Source organism: Isoptericola aurantiacus, assembly GCF_044769875.1.
Lineage (GTDB): Bacteria > Actinomycetota > Actinomycetes > Actinomycetales > Cellulomonadaceae > Isoptericola > Isoptericola aurantiacus.
In genome coordinates this window covers 1-19,823 of the sequence record NZ_JBJBAE010000005.1, presented here as the reverse complement: position 1 = coordinate 19,823, position 19,823 = coordinate 1, and the positions used below count along the sequence as shown (strand labels likewise).

At 72.6% G+C, this 19,823-nt stretch carries 18 protein-coding genes and 1 tRNA gene; 9 read left to right on the top strand and 10 right to left on the bottom strand.

The features are described from left to right. The gene (rlmB, locus tag ACIQLL_RS13830; protein WP_402468201.1) at nt 1–987 is read left to right on the top strand and encodes a 23S rRNA (guanosine(2251)-2'-O)-methyltransferase RlmB; all 987 of its coding nucleotides are present in this window, start codon (nt 1–3) and stop codon (nt 985–987) included. A gap of 175 nt (nt 988–1,162) precedes the next feature. Here the strand turns inward: rlmB and ACIQLL_RS13825 are convergent, their stop codons facing one another. The 4 genes from ACIQLL_RS13825 to ACIQLL_RS13810 form a co-directional block, all read right to left on the bottom strand. Further along, the gene (locus ACIQLL_RS13825; RefSeq protein WP_402468198.1) at nt 1,163–2,446 is read right to left on the bottom strand and encodes a DUF4032 domain-containing protein; all 1,284 of its coding nucleotides are present in this window, start codon (nt 2,444–2,446) and stop codon (nt 1,163–1,165) included. A 158-nt stretch (nt 2,447–2,604) separates the two neighbouring features. Beyond that, on the bottom strand, nt 2,605–3,714 hold the full coding sequence (locus tag ACIQLL_RS13820; protein WP_402468196.1) for an ABC transporter ATP-binding protein: 1,110 nt from the start codon (nt 3,712–3,714) through the stop codon (nt 2,605–2,607). Between the two features lie 178 nt (nt 3,715–3,892). After that, complete coding sequence (gene otsB, locus ACIQLL_RS13815; RefSeq protein WP_402468193.1) at nt 3,893–4,726, bottom strand: trehalose-phosphatase; 834 nt, start codon at nt 4,724–4,726, stop codon at nt 3,893–3,895. Continuing rightward, a complete protein-coding gene (locus ACIQLL_RS13810; RefSeq protein ID WP_402468190.1) occupies nt 4,719–6,125 on the bottom strand; it encodes an alpha,alpha-trehalose-phosphate synthase (UDP-forming) in 1,407 nt (468 codons plus the stop codon). The genes otsB and ACIQLL_RS13810 overlap by 8 nt, the downstream gene beginning before the upstream one ends. Before the next feature lie 247 nt (nt 6,126–6,372). Between ACIQLL_RS13810 and ACIQLL_RS13805 the strand changes: the two genes are divergently transcribed. The 3 genes from ACIQLL_RS13805 (at nt 6,373) to ACIQLL_RS13795 (ending at nt 9,523) form a co-directional block, all read left to right on the top strand. Further along, nucleotides 6,373–8,322, top strand: coding sequence for a serine/threonine-protein kinase (locus ACIQLL_RS13805; protein WP_402468188.1), 1,950 nt, complete (start codon nt 6,373–6,375; stop codon nt 8,320–8,322). A 151-nt stretch (nt 8,323–8,473) separates the two neighbouring features. Further along, nucleotides 8,474–9,334: a DsbA family protein gene (locus ACIQLL_RS13800; RefSeq protein ID WP_402468185.1), complete on the top strand. Its 861-nt coding sequence runs from the start codon at nt 8,474–8,476 to the stop codon at nt 9,332–9,334. A 116-nt stretch (nt 9,335–9,450) separates the two neighbouring features. Further along, nucleotides 9,451–9,523 (top strand) — tRNA-Thr (locus ACIQLL_RS13795). A gap of 6 nt (nt 9,524–9,529) precedes the next feature. Here the strand turns inward: ACIQLL_RS13795 and ACIQLL_RS13790 are convergent. Beyond that, nucleotides 9,530–10,384, bottom strand: coding sequence for an SGNH/GDSL hydrolase family protein (locus tag ACIQLL_RS13790; RefSeq protein ID WP_402468182.1), 855 nt, complete (start codon nt 10,382–10,384; stop codon nt 9,530–9,532). A gap of 14 nt (nt 10,385–10,398) precedes the next feature. Continuing rightward, entirely contained in the window at nt 10,399–11,085 is a 687-nt protein-coding gene (locus tag ACIQLL_RS13785) for a uracil-DNA glycosylase (protein WP_402468179.1), read from the bottom strand. Between the two features lie 87 nt (nt 11,086–11,172). Here ACIQLL_RS13785 and ACIQLL_RS13780 point away from each other — a divergent pair, with 87 nt between their 5' ends. The 4 genes from ACIQLL_RS13780 (at nt 11,173) to groL (ending at nt 14,525) form a co-directional block, all read left to right on the top strand. Next, nucleotides 11,173–11,484, top strand: a complete 312-nt coding sequence (locus ACIQLL_RS13780) for a DUF3263 domain-containing protein (RefSeq protein WP_402468802.1) — start codon at nt 11,173–11,175, stop codon at nt 11,482–11,484. Nucleotides 11,485–11,551: 67 nt separating this feature from the next. Beyond that, nucleotides 11,552–12,238, top strand: coding sequence for a LytR C-terminal domain-containing protein (locus tag ACIQLL_RS13775; RefSeq protein WP_402468177.1), 687 nt, complete (start codon nt 11,552–11,554; stop codon nt 12,236–12,238). A 121-nt stretch (nt 12,239–12,359) separates the two neighbouring features. Next, nucleotides 12,360–12,563: a cold-shock protein gene (locus tag ACIQLL_RS13770; protein ID WP_402468175.1), complete on the top strand. Its 204-nt coding sequence runs from the start codon at nt 12,360–12,362 to the stop codon at nt 12,561–12,563. 330 nt (nt 12,564–12,893) lie between these two features. Then, nucleotides 12,894–14,525: a chaperonin GroEL gene (groL, locus tag ACIQLL_RS13765; protein WP_402468172.1), complete on the top strand. Its 1,632-nt coding sequence runs from the start codon at nt 12,894–12,896 to the stop codon at nt 14,523–14,525. A 104-nt stretch (nt 14,526–14,629) separates the two neighbouring features. Here groL and ACIQLL_RS13760 read toward each other — a convergent pair whose 3' ends face one another. The 4 genes from ACIQLL_RS13760 to ACIQLL_RS13745 all read right to left on the bottom strand — a co-directional run bounded on the left by ACIQLL_RS13760 (nt 14,630) and on the right by ACIQLL_RS13745 (nt 18,243). After that, entirely contained in the window at nt 14,630–14,920 is a 291-nt protein-coding gene (locus tag ACIQLL_RS13760) for a WXG100 family type VII secretion target (RefSeq protein ID WP_402468169.1), read from the bottom strand. Between the two features lie 134 nt (nt 14,921–15,054). Continuing rightward, nucleotides 15,055–15,783, bottom strand: coding sequence for an HD domain-containing protein (locus tag ACIQLL_RS13755; protein WP_402468167.1), 729 nt, complete (start codon nt 15,781–15,783; stop codon nt 15,055–15,057). Between the two features lie 112 nt (nt 15,784–15,895). Next, nucleotides 15,896–17,506, bottom strand: a complete 1,611-nt coding sequence (locus tag ACIQLL_RS13750; RefSeq protein WP_402468165.1) for a sensor histidine kinase — start codon at nt 17,504–17,506, stop codon at nt 15,896–15,898. Continuing rightward, nucleotides 17,503–18,243: a response regulator transcription factor gene (locus ACIQLL_RS13745; RefSeq protein WP_402468162.1), complete on the bottom strand. Its 741-nt coding sequence runs from the start codon at nt 18,241–18,243 to the stop codon at nt 17,503–17,505. The genes ACIQLL_RS13750 and ACIQLL_RS13745 overlap by 4 nt, the downstream gene beginning before the upstream one ends. Before the next feature lie 91 nt (nt 18,244–18,334). Between ACIQLL_RS13745 and ACIQLL_RS13740 the strand changes: the two genes are divergently transcribed. After that, on the top strand, nt 18,335–19,720 hold the full coding sequence (locus ACIQLL_RS13740) for a hypothetical protein (RefSeq protein ID WP_402468159.1): 1,386 nt from the start codon (nt 18,335–18,337) through the stop codon (nt 19,718–19,720). The last annotated feature ends 103 nt before the right edge of the window (nt 19,721–19,823 follow it).

The window sequence follows — 19,823 nt, the reverse complement described above, 5'->3', positions numbered from 1 at the left end:
ATGGCGGGGAACTCGCAGCGTCCGGGCGCGAAGCGCAAGGGCTCCACGAAGAAGGGCGCCCAGGTCGGCACGGGCGGTCACAGCCGCAAGGCGTTGCAGGGCAAGGGCCCGACGCCGAAGGCCGAGGACCGCACGTACCACCCGGCGCACAAGAAGAAGGTCGCCGCGGAGAAGCGCCAGGCGTCGCAGGACGCCCAGGGCGCCCGCAAGGGGGTCAGCCGCGGCACCCGCAAGGCGACCGGTGGCGCGGAGGTCGTGGCCGGGCGCAACGCGGTGCTGGAGGCGCTGCGCACGCAGGCACCCGTCACCGCGGTGCACCTCGCGGAGCGGATCGACCACGACGACCGCACCCGGGAGATCCTCGAGCTCGCCTCCGTGCGGGGCGCCCGGCTCCTGGAGTCCAGCCGGGGCGCGCTCGACCAGCTCACCGAGGGGGCCGTGCACCAGGGCGTGGCCCTGGAGGTGCCGCCCTACGAGTACGCCTCGGTGGAGGACCTGCTGGATGCCGCCGCCGAGGCCGACGAGCCGCCGCTCATCGTCGCCCTCGACTCCGTCACCGACCCGCGCAACCTCGGTGCGGTGCTCCGGTCCGCGGGAGCCTTCGGAGCGCACGGGGTCCTCATCCCGTCGCGTCGCTCGGCGTCGGTGACGGCGTCGGCGTGGAAGGTCTCGGCGGGTGCGGCCGCACGCGTTCCGGTGGCCAAGGAGACCAACCTGGCCCGCACGCTGACCGAGCTGAAGAAGTCCGGGGTGTTCGTCGTCGGGCTCGACGCCGGCGGGGACAGCACCGTACGGGACCTCGCGTTCGCGACGGACCCGCTGGTGATCGTGGTCGGGTCCGAGGGCAAGGGGCTCTCGCGGCTGGTCCGCGAGACGTGCGACGCGGTCGCGTCCATCCCGATCGCCTCGGCGGTCGAGTCCCTCAACGCCGGGGTGGCCGCCGGGATCACGCTCTACGAGATCGCGCAGGCGCGCGCCGCCCGCTGACGGCCGCCCCGCGGCACCCCCGCCCAGATAGGCAACCCCTGCCGAGGTAGGCAACCCCTGCCGAGGTAGGCAACCTCCGGCCGGGGTAGGCAATCCCCCGCCCAGGTAGGCAACCTCCGGCCGGGGTAGGCCACCTTCTCGCGAGATTCAGGCCTACCTCGGCAGGCCGGGTTGCTCAGGGCTCGGGGTCGGCGGCGGCGTAGTGGAAGTAGTCCGCCTCCGGTCCCTCCTGCGGCTCCTCGCCGGGAGCGATGCCCAGGATCGCCTTCTCGTCGGGGCGGTGCTGCAGCACGTTCTCGACGTAGGACGTGACCGTCTCGGGCATCGGCACGTCGTGACCGGCCTGCTCGGAGATGAACCACCGGTGGTCGAGGATCTCGTGGTAGAGCTGCGCCGGCTCGAGCTTGCGGCGCAGCTCCCGGGGGACCGCCCGGATCGTCGGGTGGAAGACGTTCTGCAGCCAGTCGTGGGCCACGAGCTGCTCGTCGTCCTCCTGGCGCTCCGTGGCGGCCTGGTAGGAGTCGAGGTCGTTGAGCAGACGCCGCGCCTGGTTGTCCTGGACGTCGAGCCCGGTGAGCTTGAGCAGCCGCCGCGAGTGGTGCCCGGCGTCGACCACCTGCGGCCGGATACGCACGGTGGTGCCGTCGATGTCGGTGGTGATGGACAGCTCGCCGACGTCGAAACCCAGCTCGTTGAGCCGTTCGATGCGGGCGGCCACCCGCCACCGCTCCTCGGTGTGGAACGCCTCGACGCCGGTCAGCGCCTCCCACAGCTCGCCGTAGCGGGCCACGAGGGAGTCGCCGATGCCGATCTCGTCGACGTCGGAGTCGAGCAGCTCGCCCGCCGCGAGGTCCATGAGCTCGCCGATGATGTTGGTGCGGGCGAGGTCGACGTCGTACTCGCGCTGCCCGCGCGTGAGCTCGCGGTGCAGGGCGCCGGTCTCGGCGTCGACCAGGTAGGCCGCGAACTGCTCGGCGTCGCGGCGGAACAGGGTGTTGGACAGCGAGACGTCACCCCAGAAGAAGCCCGACAGGTGCAGGCGCACCAGCAGCACCGCCAGCGCGTCGATGAGGCGGTTCGCGGTCTCGTCCCGCAGCGCCTGGCTGAACACCGAGCGGTACGGCAGCGAGAAGGCGAGGTGCTCGGTGACGAGCGCGGCCTCCAGGGGGGTGCCGTCGTCGGCCCGCCGTCCCGTGACGACGCCCAGCGGGCGCACCGAGGGGATCTCGAGCTTGCGCAGCTGCCGCAGCAGCTCGTACTCGCCGAAGGCGATGTTCTCGCTGATCTCCTTGATGGCGAGCACCCGGCCGTCCAGCCGGACGAAGCGCACGACGTGCCGGGAGATGCCGCGCGGCAGCGCGGCGAGCACCTCGGCCGGCCACGAGGCCAGCGGCTGACGCCAGGGCAGGTCCAACAGGGCCGAGTTCGGCGTCGCCGAGGTGATCTGCAGCTGGTCCACGTCACCTCCAGGTGATGCTGCCGGCACGGTGGCGACCGTGCGTCGAGGCAGGTCGACGTCCGCGCCCACCAGGGCAGGAGCGGGCTGGTGCCAGCCTAGACGACGACGGGGCGGGCCCGGCTGCTGCCGGACCCGCCCCGTCGTGCCGACCGGCAGGCTCAGAGGCGAGCACCCGTGGCGGGGGAGAAGACGTGCTCCTGGCCCTGCTTGATCGAGACGTGGATCGTGTCGCCCTTCATCGGGACGTCGCGCGGGTCGATGCGCACGATGACCTGGTCCGAGGAACCGGAGTGCAGGTCGGCGTCGCTGGCCTGCAGCTCGCCGTAGACGAAGGCGTCGGAACCCAGCTCCTCGACGAGGTTCACCTTCACCTGGAGGGCGTCGGGCGAGCCGTCGGTGACGATGTCCATGGCCTCGGGGCGGAACCCGATGGTGACCTTGCCGCCGTCGGCGTCGGTGAGCTGGCTGATGACCTCGCGACGCAGCGGCAGGGTCGCGTGACCCACCACGGCGTTGCCGTCGCGGACGTCGAAGGTGCCGACGTTCATGGCCGGCGAGCCGATGAAGCCCGCGACGAACACGTTCTGCGGGGTGTCGTACATCTCGCGCGGGGTGCCGACCTGCTGCAGCAGACCGTCCTTGAGGACCGCGATGCGGTCACCCATCGTCAGGGCCTCGGTCTGGTCGTGGGTCACGTAGACCGTGGTGACGCCGAGGCGGCGCTGCAGCGACGCGATCTGCGTACGCGTCTGCACACGCAGCTTGGCGTCGAGGTTCGACAGCGGCTCGTCCATGAGGAACACCTGCGGCTGGCGCACGATGGCACGGCCCATGGCGACACGCTGGCGCTGACCACCGGAGAGCGCCTTCGGCTTGCGGTCGAGGTACTCGGTGAGGTCGAGGATCTTCGCGGCCTCCTCGACGCGCTGGCGGATCTCCGCCTTGGGCGTGCCGGCGATCTTCAGCGCGAAGCCCATGTTGTCCGCGACGGACATGTGTGGGTACAGCGCGTAGTTCTGGAAGACCATCGCGATGTCGCGGTCCTTGGGCTGCACGTCGGTGACGTCGCGGTCGCCGATGTAGATGTGCCCACCGTTGACGTCCTCGAGGCCCGCCAGCATGCGCAGCGAGGTGGACTTGCCGCAGCCCGAGGGGCCGACGAGGACGAGGAACTCGCCGTCCTCGACGTGCAGGTTGAGCTGGTCCACCGCCGGGCGCTCCGTGCCCGGGTAGATCCGCGTCGCGTGGTCATAGGTGACCGTAGCCATGATGATTCCCTCCACCGGCAGGTACGTGCCGGACGATCCGTTGTGGTCGGGTGTGCTGCGTTCACGACAGGCGTGTCAGCGGCGACACATTGAGTTGTCCGCGCAGGCCCGGACCGTTCCGGGGCGGCGCGCGGATCGATAGTACATGGACGTGAGGCGGATCACGCCATGCCGCAGGTCACGGTCCGGCAGCGATCGCCTCGCTCAGGGTGTCGAGCACGGCGGCGACGTCGTCGGCCCCCGGCACGCGGTGCGCGGCGAGGGTCTCGCCGTCGCCCACCTTGAGCGTGAGGTCGCCGTCACCGAGCACGGCGAACGCCTTCTCGTCCGTGGTGTCGTCACCCGCGTAGAGCACGCGGGAGACGTCGGACCCGACGTCGTCGGCCACGACGCCGCGCAGCCGTTCCAGCGCCTCCCCCTTGGAGGTCTCCAGGACGGCGATCTCCACCACGTCCTTGCCGTGCATGGCCGTCAGACCCAGCCGGGACGCGGCGGCCTCGGCCGCCTCGACGGCCGCCGCGGTGTCCTCGGGGCCGGCCTGCCGGGTGTGCAGGACGGCGGCACTGGGCTTGTGCTGCACCCAGGCGCCCTCACGGCCGGCCACCGCGGCGGCGAGGGCGTCGTTCAGGGCCGCGAGCGTGCCGCGCTGGGCGATGCTCAGCTCCAGCGGCACCGACTCCAGGCCCTGCGCCGTCGCGTGCCCGGTCTGCGCCCCGTGGCTGCCCACGAGGTAGGACCCGGGCGGCGGATCGGCGCGTGCGGCCAGGTCGTCCAGGTCGCGCCCCGAGACGAACGCCAGGCGGACCCGGGCGGCCCCGCCGCCGTCGGACACCAGGGCCCCCAGCCGGTCGACGGCGGCGCGGGCGCCGGGCGTCATCCGCGCGGCCGTCGGGTCGTCCACGAGCGGCGCGAGCGTGCCGTCGAAGTCGAGCGCCACGAGCAGCGCCGCACCGTCCGGGGTGCCGAAGGCCTCCAGCGCCCCGACCAGCGAGCCGTCGAGCCGGTCAGACATACGAGTCCCGGGCGGGCACCGCGGTCAGGACGCCCAGGAAGGACTGCGACCACTTGGCCACGTCGTCGCCCATGACCTTGCGGCGCAGGTTGCGCATGCGCCGCCGCTTCTCCTTGGGGTCCATGTGGGCCGCGGCCACGATGATGTCCTTCATCCCGTCGATGTCGTGCGGGTTGACCAGCAGCGGGCCCGGTGCGAGCTGGTCGGCGGCCCCGGTGAACTCGCTGAGGACGAGCACGCCGCCCAGGTCCGAGCGTGCGGCGATGTACTCCTTGGCCACCAGGTTCATGCCGTCGCGCAGCGAGGTCACGAGCATGACGTCGGCGGCGAGGTAGAGGGCCGCCATCTCCACCGGCGGGTAGGAGTGGTGCAGGTAGTGGATCGCCGAGTGGCCGATCTCCCCGAACTCACCGTTGACGCGTCCCACGAGGACCTCGACGTGCTCGCGCAGCTCCTGGTACGCGCCCACGTTCTCCCGCGACGGGCTCGCGACCTGGACGAGGGTGGTGGTGGCGGCCTCGATGCGGCCGTCCTGCAGGAGCTCGCCGTACGCCTTGATGCGGTGCCGGATGCCCTTGGTGTAGTCGAGCCGGTCCACACCCAGCATCACGACGTCGGGGTCGCCCAGGTCGGCCCGGATCTCCTTCGCGCGGGCCTGGACCTCCGGCTTGCGCGCCAGCTCGTCGAAGTGCTGGGTGTCGATCGAGATGGGGAACGCCGCCGCGCGGACCCGGCGGCCGGGCGTGGCGTCGTCGGACCCCATGGAGATCACCGAGCCGCGCGTGGGGTGATCGGTGAGCCGGCGCACCGCGCGCACGAAGTTGGAGGCGTCGCCGCCGCGCTGGAACCCGATGAGGTCGGCGCCGAGCAGGCCCTCGACGATCCGCTTGCGCCACGGCAGCTGCTGGAACAGCTCCACCGGCGGGAAGGGGATGTGGTCGAAGAACCCGATCCGCAGGTCGGGGCGGAGCTCGCGCAGCATCTTCGGCACGAGCTGGAGCTGGTAGTCGTGCACCCACACGACCGCGCCGCGGGCGGCCTGCGCCGCCGCCGCCTCGGCGAAGCGCTGGTTGACCCGCTTGTAGGCGTCCCACCACTGCCGGTGGTACGTCGGCGGGGCGATGACGTCGTGGTACAGGGGCCACAGGGTGTCGTTGGCGAACCCCTCGTAGTAACCCTCGATCTCGTCCGCCGAGAGCGTCACCGGCACGAGCAGCATGCCGTCGGCCTCGAACGGTTCGTGGGCCAGGTCGGGGGCGCCGGACCAGCCCACCCAGGCGCCGTCGGCCTGCTGCATCACCGGCTCGAGCGCCGTGACCAGCCCTCCGGGGGATCGTTGCCAGTCCAGGTTGCCCTCGTCGTCGACGGCGAAGTCCACCGGGAGGCGGTTGGCGACCACGACCAGGTCGTAGCCTGAGGTGCTAGTGCTGCTGGACGTTCCCTGACCGGTCAAAGGTGTTCTCTCCCCAGGTTGGTGGACGCCTTCTGCCCGCTCAGGATAGTCGGGCGCCCCGGGGCCGACCTTACCGAGCGCGTCCCGTCGTCGCCCGGTCGGCCCCGCCGCGCGGGGGGCGACGGGTTCCGCCGGGTGCGGTCGCGCGGCGGCCGGGGCGCGTGCCGCCGGGCGCGGCGCTACGGTGTGGGCCATGGGTGCAGGTGACGACGCACGGGTGCTGACGGCGAAGATCCCGGCTGCCGACGGCGGGGGCGACGGCGCCCCGGGCGGCGCCGGTGCGGGCGCCGCGGACGGTGCCCTGGCGCCGGGGACCGACATCGGCGGGTACACGATCGTCTCGGTGCTGGGCCGCGGCGCGATGGGCGCCGTCTACGAGGCGCGCGACGGCGGCGGGCAGCGGGTCGCCCTGAAGCTCCTGCACGCGCACGTCGACGCGAACCCCGCCGGCCGGCAGCGCCTGCGCCGGGAGGTCGCCGCCCTGCAGCGCCTGCGCCACCCGGCGGTCGCACAGGTGCTCGACGCCGAGTTCGAGGGTCCGCACGCCTTCGTCGTCACCGAGCTCGTGGACGGCCTCACCCTCGAGGAGGAGGTCGACGCCCGCGGCCCGCTGGATCTCGCCGACCTGTTCTCGCTGGCCGACCAGCTGGCCGACGCCCTGGAGTCGGTGCACAGCGCCGGGGTGGTGCACCGCGACCTCAAGCCGTCCAACGTCATGGTCACGGGCCACGGACCGTCCCTCATCGACTTCGGCATCGCGCAGGGCCCGGAGGACGCCCGCACCACGATGACGGGATTCGTCATGGGAACCCCGGGCTACATCGCGCCCGAGCTCCTGGACGGCGGCGACCCCGTCCCCGAGACCGACTGGTGGAGCTGGGCGGCGCTGCTGGCGTTCGCCGCCACCGGCCGGTCGCCGTTCGGGGTGCGGCCCACCGACCTGGTGCTGCGCCGGTCGCGCCAGGGCCGCGCCGACCTGGTCGGGGTGCCCGCCCGCACGGCGACGGCGCTGGCGGGTGCGCTGCACGCCGACCCGGCGCAGCGGTGGGGGCCCACCGACGTCGTGCGCGCCATCCGCCGGGACATGGAGGACGACGACGCGGCGGTCGTCGGCGTCCCCGAGGACCCGCAGGCGACCCAGCGCATCGTGGTGGCCGCCGGGGCCGCGACCGCGGCGGTCGCGGGCGCCGCCGCTGCCGCGGGCCGCGGTGCGACGACGCCGGACGACGTGGTGAGCGCCGACGCCTCGGCCGACGACGACACCGCGCCGCTCGACGCACCCCGGACGGTGGCGACCGTCCCCGCGCCGGACGAGACCGCCGTCGTGCCTCCGTCCGTGCCGGTGGACGAGACCGCCACGATGACGGCCGCCGAGCGGGAGCGCGCCACGGCGCAGGACGGCGCGACCCGGGCGATCCCCGTCGACGCCCGCTACCGCACCTACGAGCAGATCGCCGAGGAGACCCCGGACACCGACCTGGAGCCCGAGGCGCCGCCCGAGCCCTACGTGGCGCCGTCCCACCGACGTCGGTGGGGGACGGTCCTGGCGCTCGGTGTCCCGCTCGTCGTCCTGGCCGCCGTGTACCCGCTCGTCGCCTTCGGGGTGCTCTGCGGCGTGACCGTGCTGTGCCGCATCGTGGGCACCTCCGGCCAGCGCTTCCACGAGCGTCGGGAGCGCCGGGGCGTGCGCCGCTCGGACGGTGCGGTGGCGGCGCTGCTCTTCCCGTACCACGCCGTGGTCGGCGCGCTCGGCATCATCCCGGCGGCCGTCGTCGGCGGCTGCGTGGGACTGCTCGCCGTCATGGGCGGCTACTGGTTGTTCGGCGACGGCAACTGGATCGTGCTGCCGATGGGCGACGTCGAGTCGCGCTCGGTGGGCGGGCGCAACGAGCCCATCGTGTTCGCGGGGGTCCTGGCCGCCGCGATGGTGCTCGCGGTGCTGGCCACATGGTTCGGCCCGGCCGGGCGGACCGCGCGCGACGGCGCCCGGCGCATCCTGAACAACCTGGCCCCGGGGCTGGTGGGCGCGGCCATCGTGGTGGCCATCTGTCTGATCGGGTCCGGGGTGCTGGCCTCGCAGCTGCTCGAGGGTCCCCTCGAGATCGAGTGGTGGCCGATGGACCGGCCACCGTCGATCTTCTGACTCCCAGGTTCTGCCCAGGCTTCGTCGCTACGGTGCGCGCGCAGCGCGCGTGCCGCCGACCCCGGGGCTCCGGTGGCTCGGTGCGCGCGCTGACCGCGGCGGTAGGCTGACCCGCGGATCCCGTCCGCCCCACCGAAGGACCCGCAACCAGATGTCGAACAAGAACAAGGCGCAGCGTCGCGAGGAGGCGCGTGCCGAGGCGCTCGCGCTGCAGCAGAAGCAGGCGTCCCGCGACCGCCGCAACCGGTTCATCGTCTTCGGAGCGCTGGGTGTGGCCATCGCCGCGCTCGTCGTCGTCGCCGGATTCATCCTGATGAACGAGGCCGGCAAGAAGGACGTCGAGGACATCCCGCTGGCCGAGGTCGCCGACGTGCCCGCGGGCGTCACGGACAGCGGCGGCATCCCGGTCGGGTCCGACCTGGTGGCCGGCACCCAGAACGACGGCGCCCCCGTGGTCGACCAGTACGTCGACTACATGTGCCCCGTGTGCGGCCAGTTCGAGGAGCTCAACGCCGCCGACGTCGAGACGATGGCGACCGAGGGTGACGCCACCGTGGTGTTCCACCCCGTGGCGATCCTCGACCGCGTCTCGAGCGGCACCGAGTACTCGACGCGCGCGGCCTCGGCCGCCTACTGGGTCGCCGACCAGGCGCCCGACGCGTTCTTCGACTTCAACGCGGCGATGTTCACCAACCAGCCCGAGGAGAACTCCCCGGGCCTGGACGACGACGAGATCGCGGCCATCGCCCAGGAGGCCGGGGTCCCCGCGGACGTCGCCGACGGGATCGCCGACGGCACCGCCCGCGGCACCTTCGGGCAGTACGCCTACTCGCTGACCAACGAGGCCACCTCGGATCCGGACCTCGTCAACTCCCAGGGCACCTTCGGTACGCCGACCATCCTCGTCGACGGTGAGCGGTTCGAGACGTGGAACGAGCCCGGTGCGCTGCTCACGGCCGTGCAGGGCGGCGACGCCACGGCCGAGCCCTCCGACGAGGCCTCCGACGGCTGACCTCGCCCCACCCCGTTGTGGGTATGAAATCTGCAGCCTCGAGCCCGTCGGGGCTGCAGATTTCATACCCACAACGACTGCCGGGGGTGTCGTGCTCGGTACGATGGTCCCCGCCCGCCGCCTTAGCTCAGCTGGTAGAGCTCCCGTCTTGTAAACGGAAGGTCGTCGGTTCGAACCCGACAGGCGGCTCTCTCGTCAGCGTTCCGACGGCGGCCAGGGCCGGGTGTCCGGCCACTTCGGCGTCAGCCCGTCTCCGGACGACGTCCCCCGCAGCCGGCGCTGCACCCACGGCACCACGTGCACCCGCGCCCACTGGGCGTCCGCCCGCGCCCGGTCACGGAACGGTGGCACCGGGGCGGCCTCGAGGGGCGTGTCGAACTCCGCGTCGTCGGGCTCCTGCCCCAGCGCCTGCAGCGCGGCCTGCGCGATGCGCCGGTGCCCCTCGTCGGTGAGGTGGATGCGGTCGTCCGACCACAGGCGCCAGTCGTGGAGCCCGCGCAGACCCCACGTGTCCAGGACGAACGCCCCGTGGCGCCGGGCGATCGACCAGATGTTCGCGTTGTACACGCCCACCCGGCCCTGGGTGAGGCTGAGGGCGCCCGCGGTGCGGAACCCGGTGGACATCAGCACGTCGGCGCCGGTGGCGCGGATCTCGGCGACGGCCCGCTCGAGGTCGGCGGAGAGCCCGTGCACGTCCGCCTGCGGGCGCAGGATGTCGTTCCCGCCGCCGATCAGCGAGACCAGGTCGGGCTGCATCGCCAGGGCTGCGGGCACCTGCTCGGCGATGATCTGCCGCAGCTTCTTGCCGCGGATCGCCAGGTTGGCGTACTCCAGACCGGCGTCGCCGCGGCGCTCGGCCAGCGCGTCCGCGAGCCGGTCCGCCCAACCGCGCTGCACCGCCGTCGTCTGCGTCCCTGCCGGGGCCCGCGTGCCGTCCGCGTAGGGATACGGGTCCCACAGGCCCTCGGAGAAGGAGTCGCCGATCGCGACGTAGCGGGACCAGCGGGGCTGAGCGGTGGGTGCGGAGTCGGACGTCGTCACGGCTCTCATTGTGCACCCGTTGCTCAGGGCAGCCGCCAGTCCACGGGTGCGGCGCCCTGCTGCTCCAGGAGCGAGCTCACGCGGGAGAACGGCCGCGACCCGAAGAACCCGCGGTACGCGGCCAGGGGGCTGGGGTGCGCCGACTCCACGGTCGGGGTGGCGCCGAGCCACGGCTTCAGCGACGCGGCGTCGCGACCCCACAGGATCGCCACCAGCGGGCCGCCACGGGCCACCAGCGCCTTGATCGCGGCCTCGGTCACCTGCTCCCAGCCCTTGCCGCGGTGCGACGCCGGCTCTCCGGGCCGCACGGTCAGCACCCGGTTGAGCAGCATGACGCCCTGGTCCGCCCAGGGGCTGAGGTCGCCGGACGACGGCGGTGGGGCGCCGACGTCGTCGGCGAGCTCGGTGAAGATGTTCGCCAACGACTTCGGGACCGGACGCACCTGCGGCTGGACCGAGAACGACAGGCCCATCGGGTGGCCCGGGGTGGGGTAGGGGTCCTGACCGACGACGAGGACCCGGACGTCCGCCAGCGGCCGCCGGAACGCGGCGAAGACGTCGCCCGGCGCGGGCAGGTACGTCCTGCCGGCTGCGACCTCCGCGCGCAGGAAGTCGCCCATCGCATGGATCTGCGGCGCGACGTCCCCCAGCGCCTCGGCCCAGTCGGGGGCCATGACCGTGTCCAGTGCCGGGCGCGTCGAGGGATCCACGGCGGCGACGCTAGCGCACTCGCGACGCGCGGCGCAGGGTCCGCCGGACGGCGTCCGAAGTGCCCCATACTGGGCCGCATGAGCGAGATGCTGGTCCAGGAGGTCGACGTCGCGGCGGAGGTCTCGCCGTCGGACGCCGACGGGAGCACGCTGAGCGACCGCGACCGCGAGATCCTCGCCTTCGAGAAGCAGTGGTGGAAGTACGCCGGTTCGAAGGAGCAGGCCGTGCGCGAGCTGTTCGACCTGTCGGCCACGCGGTACTACCAGGTGCTCAACGCGCTGATCGACACGCCCGCCGCGCTGGAGCACGACCCGATGCTGGTCAAGCGCCTGCGGCGGATGCGGTCGACCCGCCAGCGGGCGCGCACGGCTCGCCGGCTCGACGGCGCGCGCTCCTGACCTGCGCTGGAGCGGTTCTGAACAAGGTTTGTATGCCGCGACGCCCTGAACCGCTACCCTTTCGGGCGTGAGCAAGAGCCAGTACCCGTACCCGCCCGACGAGTTCGACGTCCGCGGCCCTGAGGGCGCGCCGGTGGGGGTCCACCGCGAGCCCCGCAGCGGGTGGAGCTCTGCCTGGCCGTTCCTGCTGGTCGCCGTGGTGTTCGCCGGCCTGGCGGTCGGCGTCGTCTCCTACCTCTCCGACGATGGCGGTGACTCCGGGAACCCCCCGACCGCGGCCGAGCAGTCCGCCGAGCCCGAGGCGTCCGCGAGCGAGGAGGCCTCCGACGGCTCCGGCAAGGGCGACGGGGGCGGCGGCGAGTCGGAGGAGCCCACCGACGAGGCGAGCGACGAGCCGTCGGAGGAGCCGAGCGAGTCCGCGACGATGCCGGGCGATCCGGCCGCCGCGGACCTGACGGCGCGGGTCGTGGTGTACAACGACGGCGCCGGGACCGGTCAGGCCGGCGCGGCGTCCGACGTCGTGGCCGGTGCCGGGTTCACGGACGTCGGCGCCGACGACGCGCCGAACGCCCCGGTGTCGCTCGTCGACGTCTACGACGAGACCACGGTCCTGTACGCCGACGGGCGCGCGGACACGGCCTCCGCGGCCGCGGAGGCGCTGGGCGTCGACCCCGCGGACGTGCAGCTGTCCGACGACCTCACGAACAGCCCGACCGACGCCGTCTGGGTGGTGCTCAAGGAGCCCGTCGGCTGATCCGTGTCCGGGACGATGACGACATCCCGGGCACGGGCGCTTCCCTGACGTGACGCACGCCACTAGTCTCCTGCTCATCGCGGGGCGCCGGCCCCGCGCGCCAGGACGACGAGGAGAAGACATGGCCCAGGGCACCGTCAAGTGGTTCAACGCCGAGAAGGGGTACGGCTTCATCACCCCCGAGACGGGCGGGCAGGACCTGTTCGTCCACTTCAGCTCGATCCAGTCCGACGGGTACCGCACCCTGGACGAGGGGCAGTCCGTGGAGTTCGAGGTCGGCCAGGGCCAGAAGGGTCCGCAGGCGGAGCAGGTGCGTCCGCTCTGATCGCTCGACCGGGAGGCCGGTGTCCGACGGCGCAACGACGCGTCGCGGACACCGGCCTTCGTCGCGTCCGGGCTGACGTCGTCGTGCGAACCCACCGGCACGTCGATGGCGAGCGGGGGCGGGGTGCGCCGTCGGCGAACGTCTTGCACTCTCGGGGGGAGAGTGCCAATAATGGGTTAGCACTCTCGACCGTCGAGTGACAGTCGCAGGGTGATCCACTCGGTCGTACGGTGAGGCTCTGTCACGCGCGTGATGTGAACGCACGCGGGAGGGTCGTCCGTCGCGGGCACCGGCCGACCACCGACACGCCACAGCGGAGGATCAGTCCCCATGGCCAAGATCATCGCGTTCGACGAGGAAGCTCGTCGGAGCATGGAGCGCGGGCTCAACCAGCTCGCCGACACCGTCAAGGTCACGCTCGGCCCCAAGGGCCGCAACGTCGTCCTCGACAAGAAGTGGGGCGCCCCCACGATCACGAACGACGGTGTCTCCATCGCCAAGGAGATCGAGCTCGAGGACCCGTACGAGAAGATCGGTGCGGAGCTCGTCAAGGAGGTCGCCAAGAAGACGGACGACGTCGCGGGTGACGGCACCACCACCGCCACCGTGCTCGCCCAGGCGCTCGTGCGCGAGGGCCTGCGCGTCGTCGCCGCCGGCGCCAACCCGATCGCCGTCAAGCGCGGCATCGAGAAGGCCGTCGACGCCGTCACCGAGCAGCTGCTCAACGCGTCCGTCGACGTCGAGACCAAGGAGCAGATCGCTGCGACCGCCGGCATCTCCGCCGGTGACCCCGCGATCGGCGAGCTCATCGCCGAGGCGCTCGACAAGGTCGGCAAGGAGGGCGTCGTCACCGTCGAGGAGTCCAACTCCTTCGGTCTCGAGCTCGAGCTGACCGAGGGCATGCGCTTCGACAAGGGCTTCCTCGCGCGCTACTTCGAGACGGACCCGGAGCGCCAGGAGGCCGTCCTCGAGGACCCGTACGTCCTGATCGTCGAGTCGAAGATCTCGAACGTCAAGGACCTGCTGCCCCTGCTCGACCAGGTGATGAAGGCGAACCGCTCGCTGCTCATCATCGCCGAGGACGTCGAGGGCGAGGCCCTGGCCACCCTGGTGCTGAACAAGATCCGCGGCACCTTCAAGTCCGTCGCCGTCAAGGCCCCGGGCTTCGGCGACCGCCGCAAGGCCATGCTGCAGGACATCGCGATCCTGACCGGTGGCCAGGTCATCACCGAGACCGTCGGCCTCAAGCTGGAGAACGCCACGCTCGAGGAGCTCGGCCAGGCGCGCAAGGTCGTCGTCACCAAGGACGAGACCACGATCGTCGAGGGCTCCGGCGAGGCCGACCTTATCGAGGGTCGCGTCCAGCAGATCCGCTCCGAGATCGAGAAGTCGGACTCCGACTACGACCGCGAGAAGCTGCAGGAGCGCCTCGCCAAGCTGGCCGGCGGCGTGGCCGTCATCAAGGCCGGTGCGGCCACCGAGGTGGAGCTCAAGGAGCGCAAGCACCGCATCGAGGACGCCGTGCGCAACGCGAAGGCGGCCGTCGAGGAGGGCATCGTCGCCGGTGGTGGCGTGGCCCTCATCCAGGCCGGCGCCGCGGCGTTCGCCAAGCTCGAGCTCGAGGGTGACGAGGCGACCGGTTCGCAGATCGTCAACGCCGCGATCTCGGCCCCGCTGAAGCAGATCGCGATCAACGCCGGCCTCGAGGGCGGCGTCGTGGCGGAGAAGGTCCGCAACCTCACCCCGGGTCACGGCCTCAACGCCGCGACCGGCGAGTACGAGGACCTGCTGGCCGCCGGCGTCAACGACCCGGTCAAGGTCACGCGTTCCGCGCTGCAGAACGCCGCGTCGATCGCCGCGCTGTTCCTCACCACCGAGGCGGTTGTGGCCGACAAGCCGGAGCCCGCCGCGGCCCCGGCCGGCGACGGCGGCATGGGCGACATGGGCGGCATGGGCTTCTGATCCCCTGACCCGTCCGGCGCGGTGAACCGCGCGCGACGCACGACGGCGGCCGGTCACCTCTCGCGAGGTGGCCGGCCGCCGTCGTGCCCGCAGCGGGTGGGGGCTCAGCGGGTCGCGAAGAGGCGCGCCGCCTGGTTCTCGGCGTCCGCGTAGGTCTGGGACGCGGACTGCAGAGCCGTCGTCACGGAGTCGAGCGCCGTCTCGACCTGCGTCTGCGCGGACTGCCACTGCGACATCACCCCCGCGAAGGACGTCGCGGCGCTGCCGTGCCAGCTCGCCTGCAGGTCCTGCAGGTGCCGCATCATCGCCGCCACCTCGGTGCGGATGGCCCCCACGGACCCGTGGACCGCCGTGCTCGCCTGTGCCACCCGCTCGCTGTCGACCTCGTACCGCACGTTCGTCTCCTTCGTCGTGGTTCCCGGTGGACCGGGCTGGGCACGACAGTAGGCGCAGCGCGCCGGGGCCCGTGAGCGCCGTCCACAGCGCTGTGGACAACCGCCGACGGTGGTCGACGACGACGTCGGGGGTGCTACTGCCGCGCCGGGCCCGCGGTCGCCTGCGTGGAGAGCTTCTTGCGCTCCTTGACGAGGCGGTGCAGCTCGGCGTCGAGGTTCTGCCGAGCGGGCTCCTCCCACGTCGCGCCGAGCGGGCTCGTGTAGAGGCGGGACCGTCCCAGCAGCTTCGTCAGCACCTTGATGCGGGCGTCCAGGTAGTCGCCCAGCGGGATGTGGGCGTACTCGGCGCGGATCTCCCGGACGTACTCCTTGTACCGCTGAGGTTCCGCGGCCAGCATCCCCAGGTCGGCGTCGTTCAGCACCGCGGAGTCGAAGTCGCCCGCCTGGGGCTTGTGCCGTGCCAGGGTGTCGACCAGCATGGCGACCCGGTCGGACGCCTCGGCCGACATCCCGAGCTCGGTGAGCTGGGTCCGTGCCAGCTCGCCGCTCAACGTGGTCTGCTCACCGCCCCGCGTGGCGTAGGCCACCTTGCGGTCGGCGTCGAACACGGCGCCGTGGTACCAGGCGGCGAGGCGCACGAGATCGGGTTCGTGCGTCTCGTGCGCGAGCTCGTCCACCCGGTGCAGCACCGCGGCGAGGTGGCGCAGGTTGTGGAAGTGGCGGCTCGTCTCGGACCACCGCTCGATGAGCTCCTGGCCGACCGCACGGATCGCCTCCTCCGAGGCGGTGGCCCCCGCGCCGTGGCAGGTGCGCACGAACGCGGAGAGGAACCACTGCGGTGCGTCGGCGTTGACCACGCCCATCGCTATCAAGACCTTCGTCGAGTTCGGAACTACGTGTCGGACCGACCTGCTCCCAGACTACGTCCGGTCACCGACAGCGTGACCGCGAACCGCTCGGGACCGGGCAGGACCGTCACGCATCGTAGCGGTCGGAGCGCGGTAGGAGAACTCGCACCGTCAGGCCGCCGCCCGGCGTCTCGTGCACCGACGCACGGCCGCCGTGCGCGCCGAGGATCGCCGCGACGATCGCCAGCCCCAGACCCGAGCCCCCGGAGGTCCGGTTGCGCGACGAGTCCGCCCGGTAGAAGCGCTCGAAGATCTTGTCGGCCTGCTCGGTCGACACCCCCGGACCGTGGTCGCGCACCTCGACGACCGCCGCACCGTCGGGGGCGGTGCCCAGGGCCAGCTCGGCCGGTGAGCCGGAGGGGGTGTGCCGGGCGACGTTGCCCACCAGGTTCGTCAGGACCTGGCGCAGCCGGTCGGCGTCGCCGGTCACGGTCAGGGCCGGCGGCGGCGCTTCGCCGTGCAGCCCCGTCACCGCCACCTGCCGGGCCGGGTCGAGGGCGTGCAGGTCCTGCGCCGTGTCCCGGGCCATCGCGACCAGGTCGACGTGGTCCCGGCGGATCGGGCGGCCCTCGTCCAGCCGGGCGAGGACGAGCAGGTCGTTGACCAGGGCCCCCATGCGGCGCGCGGAGTCCTCGATGCGCACCATGGTGTCCTCGACCTTGTCCTCGGAGTCCAGGGCGCCCATGCGGTACAGCTCGCCGTACCCCTTGACGGTGGCCAGCGGGGTACGCAGCTCGTGGCTGGCGTCGGAGACGAACCGCCGCATCCGCTGCTCCGAGGCCTCCTGGGCGGCGAACGCCGCCTCGATCTGGGTCAGCATCGCGTTGAGGGAGTGCGACAAGGACCCCACCTCCGTCGAGCGCGGCTGCTCCGGGACGCGTTGCGACAGATCGCCTTCGGCGATGGAGGCCGCGGTGGCCTCGATCCGGCGCAGGGGCTGCAGCGACCGCTGCACGAGCCAGAACGACACCGCGCCCCCGAGGACCACGATGACCAGCCCGATCCACAGCAGGGCGTTGCCGAGGTACTGGCTGGTCTCCTGGACGCCCGCCATCGGCAGCGCCACGTACGCGACACCCTGCTCGGGCCCGTCGCCGGCGTTGATCGGGACCGGGACGGAGACCACCCGCCACTGCGTCGGGGTCGCACCGCCGGTCGCGTCGGTGGTGAAGGGGTCGGCGCCGCGCGCGACCGCCTGGTCCACGGTCTCGTCCGGGATGGTGGGGCTGCCGTACTTCTGCTCCGTCTGCGGCCAGGACCGGGCCGGGTAGGTCTGCCCGTCGGCGTCGCGCAGGACGACGACATAGTCGGTCGGGACGCGGGACCCGGTCGCGTCGGGCTCGAAGAAGCTCTCGACCCCGCGCGCGGACTGCGTGAGCTGGGTGTCGAGCTGGTCCACCAGGTAGCCGGACACCACGGTACGGGTCGAGATGCCGGCGGCGACGAGGCCGGCCCCCAGCAGCAGCACGATGATCGCCACGAGGCGTGCGCGCAGCGGGACCCGCGCGAACCATCCCCAGCGGCGCTCGCCGTCGTCACCCGCGGCGGGTACCGCCGTCGTGCCCGACGCCGGTGCCGCGGCGTCGTCCGCGTCACCGGTGGCGTGCGGGGCGGGGGCCGACGGCGGAGCGGGGGCCGCGAACGCGGGTTCGCCGCGCTCCGGGTCCGGCGCCGTCATCGCTGCTGGGCGCGCAGGAGGTAGCCGACACCGCGCTTGGTGTGGATGAGCGGTGGGAGCTCGACGTCCGCACCGTCCGGACCGGCGACGGTCACGTGGTCGACCTTGCGGCGCAGGTAGGAGATGTAGGACTCGACGATGTTGGCGTCCCCGCCCCAGTCGTACTGCCAGACGTGGTCGAGGATCTGCGCCTTGGACAGCACCCGGCCCGCGTTGAGCATGAGGTAGCGCAGCAGCTTGAACTCGGTGGGGGAGAGCTCGATCTCGACCCCGGCACGGTGCACCTCGTGCGAGTCCTCGTCCAGCTCGAGGTCGCCGACGCGCAGCACGGCGTCGTCGTCGGGCTCACCACCGGCGGTGCGCCGCAGCACGGCGCGGATGCGGGCCACGACCTCCTCCAGGCTGAACGGCTTGGTGACGTAGTCGTCGCCCCCCACGGTCAGGCCCTGGATCTTGTCCTGCGTGTCGTCGCGGGCCGTCAGGAACAGCACCGGGGTGTGCCGGCCCGTGGCACGCATCCGCCGGGTCACCGTGAAACCGTCCATGTCGGGCAGCATCACGTCCAGGACCACCAGGTCCGGCTCGGTGTCGCGCACGAGCTGCAGCGCCCCGGCGCCGTCGCCCGCGGCGTGGACCTCGAACCCGGCGAAGCGCAGGGAGGTGGACAGCAGCTCGCGGATGTTCGGCTCGTCGTCGACGACGACGAGGCGTGCCTCGGGGGAGTCGGTGGTGGCCATGGATCCAGTGTGCGCCGGAAGGCTGGATGTTTCCTGGACGCAGGCAGCGTACGAGTCGCGCGCGGTGGGACGAACCACCAGGATGCGGGGTGTGACCGCAGCCCAGAGCGCCCCCGCACCCGTCCGATCACGGGGGCACCTGGTGCGCCGCTGGGTGAGCATCGTGCTGGTCGTGGTCACGACGCTGCTGGTCGTGGCCTCCTCCGTGGCCGTGTGGGCGCACCGCACCGTGCTCGACACCGACGAGTTCATGGACGCCGTCGGCCCCGCCCTGGACGACCCGGCGTTCTACGACGCGCTCGCGGACAACGTGACCGAGCAGGCGCTGGTCGCACTGGACCTCGACACGCGGGTGTCCGAGCGGCTCTCCGAGCTCGACACGGTCCTCGCCGCCGCGCTGGTGGAACGGCTGGACGTCGAACCGGGACCGCTCGTCGAGGCCCTGACGGACCGGGTGGACCGGCCGACGCTCGCCTCGCTCACCCCGGTCGTCGTGGACCGCCTCGAGGCCCGGGTCGAGAAGGTGATCGACCGGCTCATCACCTCCGACGCGTTCCACGAACGGCTGCCGCAGATCGTCGAGCGCGCCCACGCCGCGGCCGTCGGGATCGCCCGCTCCGACCTGGACGACTACCCGAACGTCTACCTGACCGACGACGCCGTCGTGCTCAACACCGTGCCGCTCATGGCCGAGGCGCTGCGGGAGGCCCTCGGCAGCGTCGGGGACATGCTGCCCGACGTGACCCTGCCCGACGTCGTCGCCGAGAACGCGCCCCAGGCCCGCGCGCAGCTCGGCGAGGCGCTCGGCACGCAGCTCGGCGAGGACTTCGGTCAGGTCGTGCTCATGGACCGGGCCACGTTCGAGACGGTCCAGGACACGGTGGTGACCGTGGACCGTGCCGTGTGGCTGCTGGTCGTGGTCACCCTGCTGCTGATCGTCGCCACCGTGATGGTCGCCCCGGACCGCCGGCGTGGTGCCATCCAGCTCGGGCTCGGCGTCGTCGCCGGGATGGTGATCGCGGCGGCGCTCGTGGCGAAGCTGCGCGGCCTGGTGGTCGAGGTCGCCCGCACCCCCGACGGCGAGCGCGCCACCGTCGCCCTGTACGACGCCGTCGCCGGAGGCGTCCACGAGATCTTCTGGCTCGTGGGCGTGGTGGCGGCCGTCGCCGTCCTCGTCGGGCTGCTGCTCGGGCGGGGCGCCTGGATCGAGCGCGCCGCCTCCCGTTGGCCCTGGGTGCGCACCGCGACCGGCGAGGACGGCAGGATGCCGCGATGGGTCGCCGTCCACGCCGACGCACTGCGCGTCGCGGTGGTGGCGCTCGCCGTCCTCGTGGTGGTGCTCACGGGGTTCGCGTGGGTCGCGCTCGTGCTCGGGGCGCTGTTCCTCGTGGGGGCGCTGGTGGGCATCTCGGTGGCGCAGCGCACGGCGGACCTGCCCGGCGATCGGCGGGCGGAGCCCTCGGAGCCCCTGTCCTGACGTGCCCGCCGCCTGCTTGTCCGCCCGTCCCCGCGTTGTGGGTATGAAATCGACGGCCCCGAACCGGTTCGGGGCCGTCGATTTCATACCCACAACGCGGGGA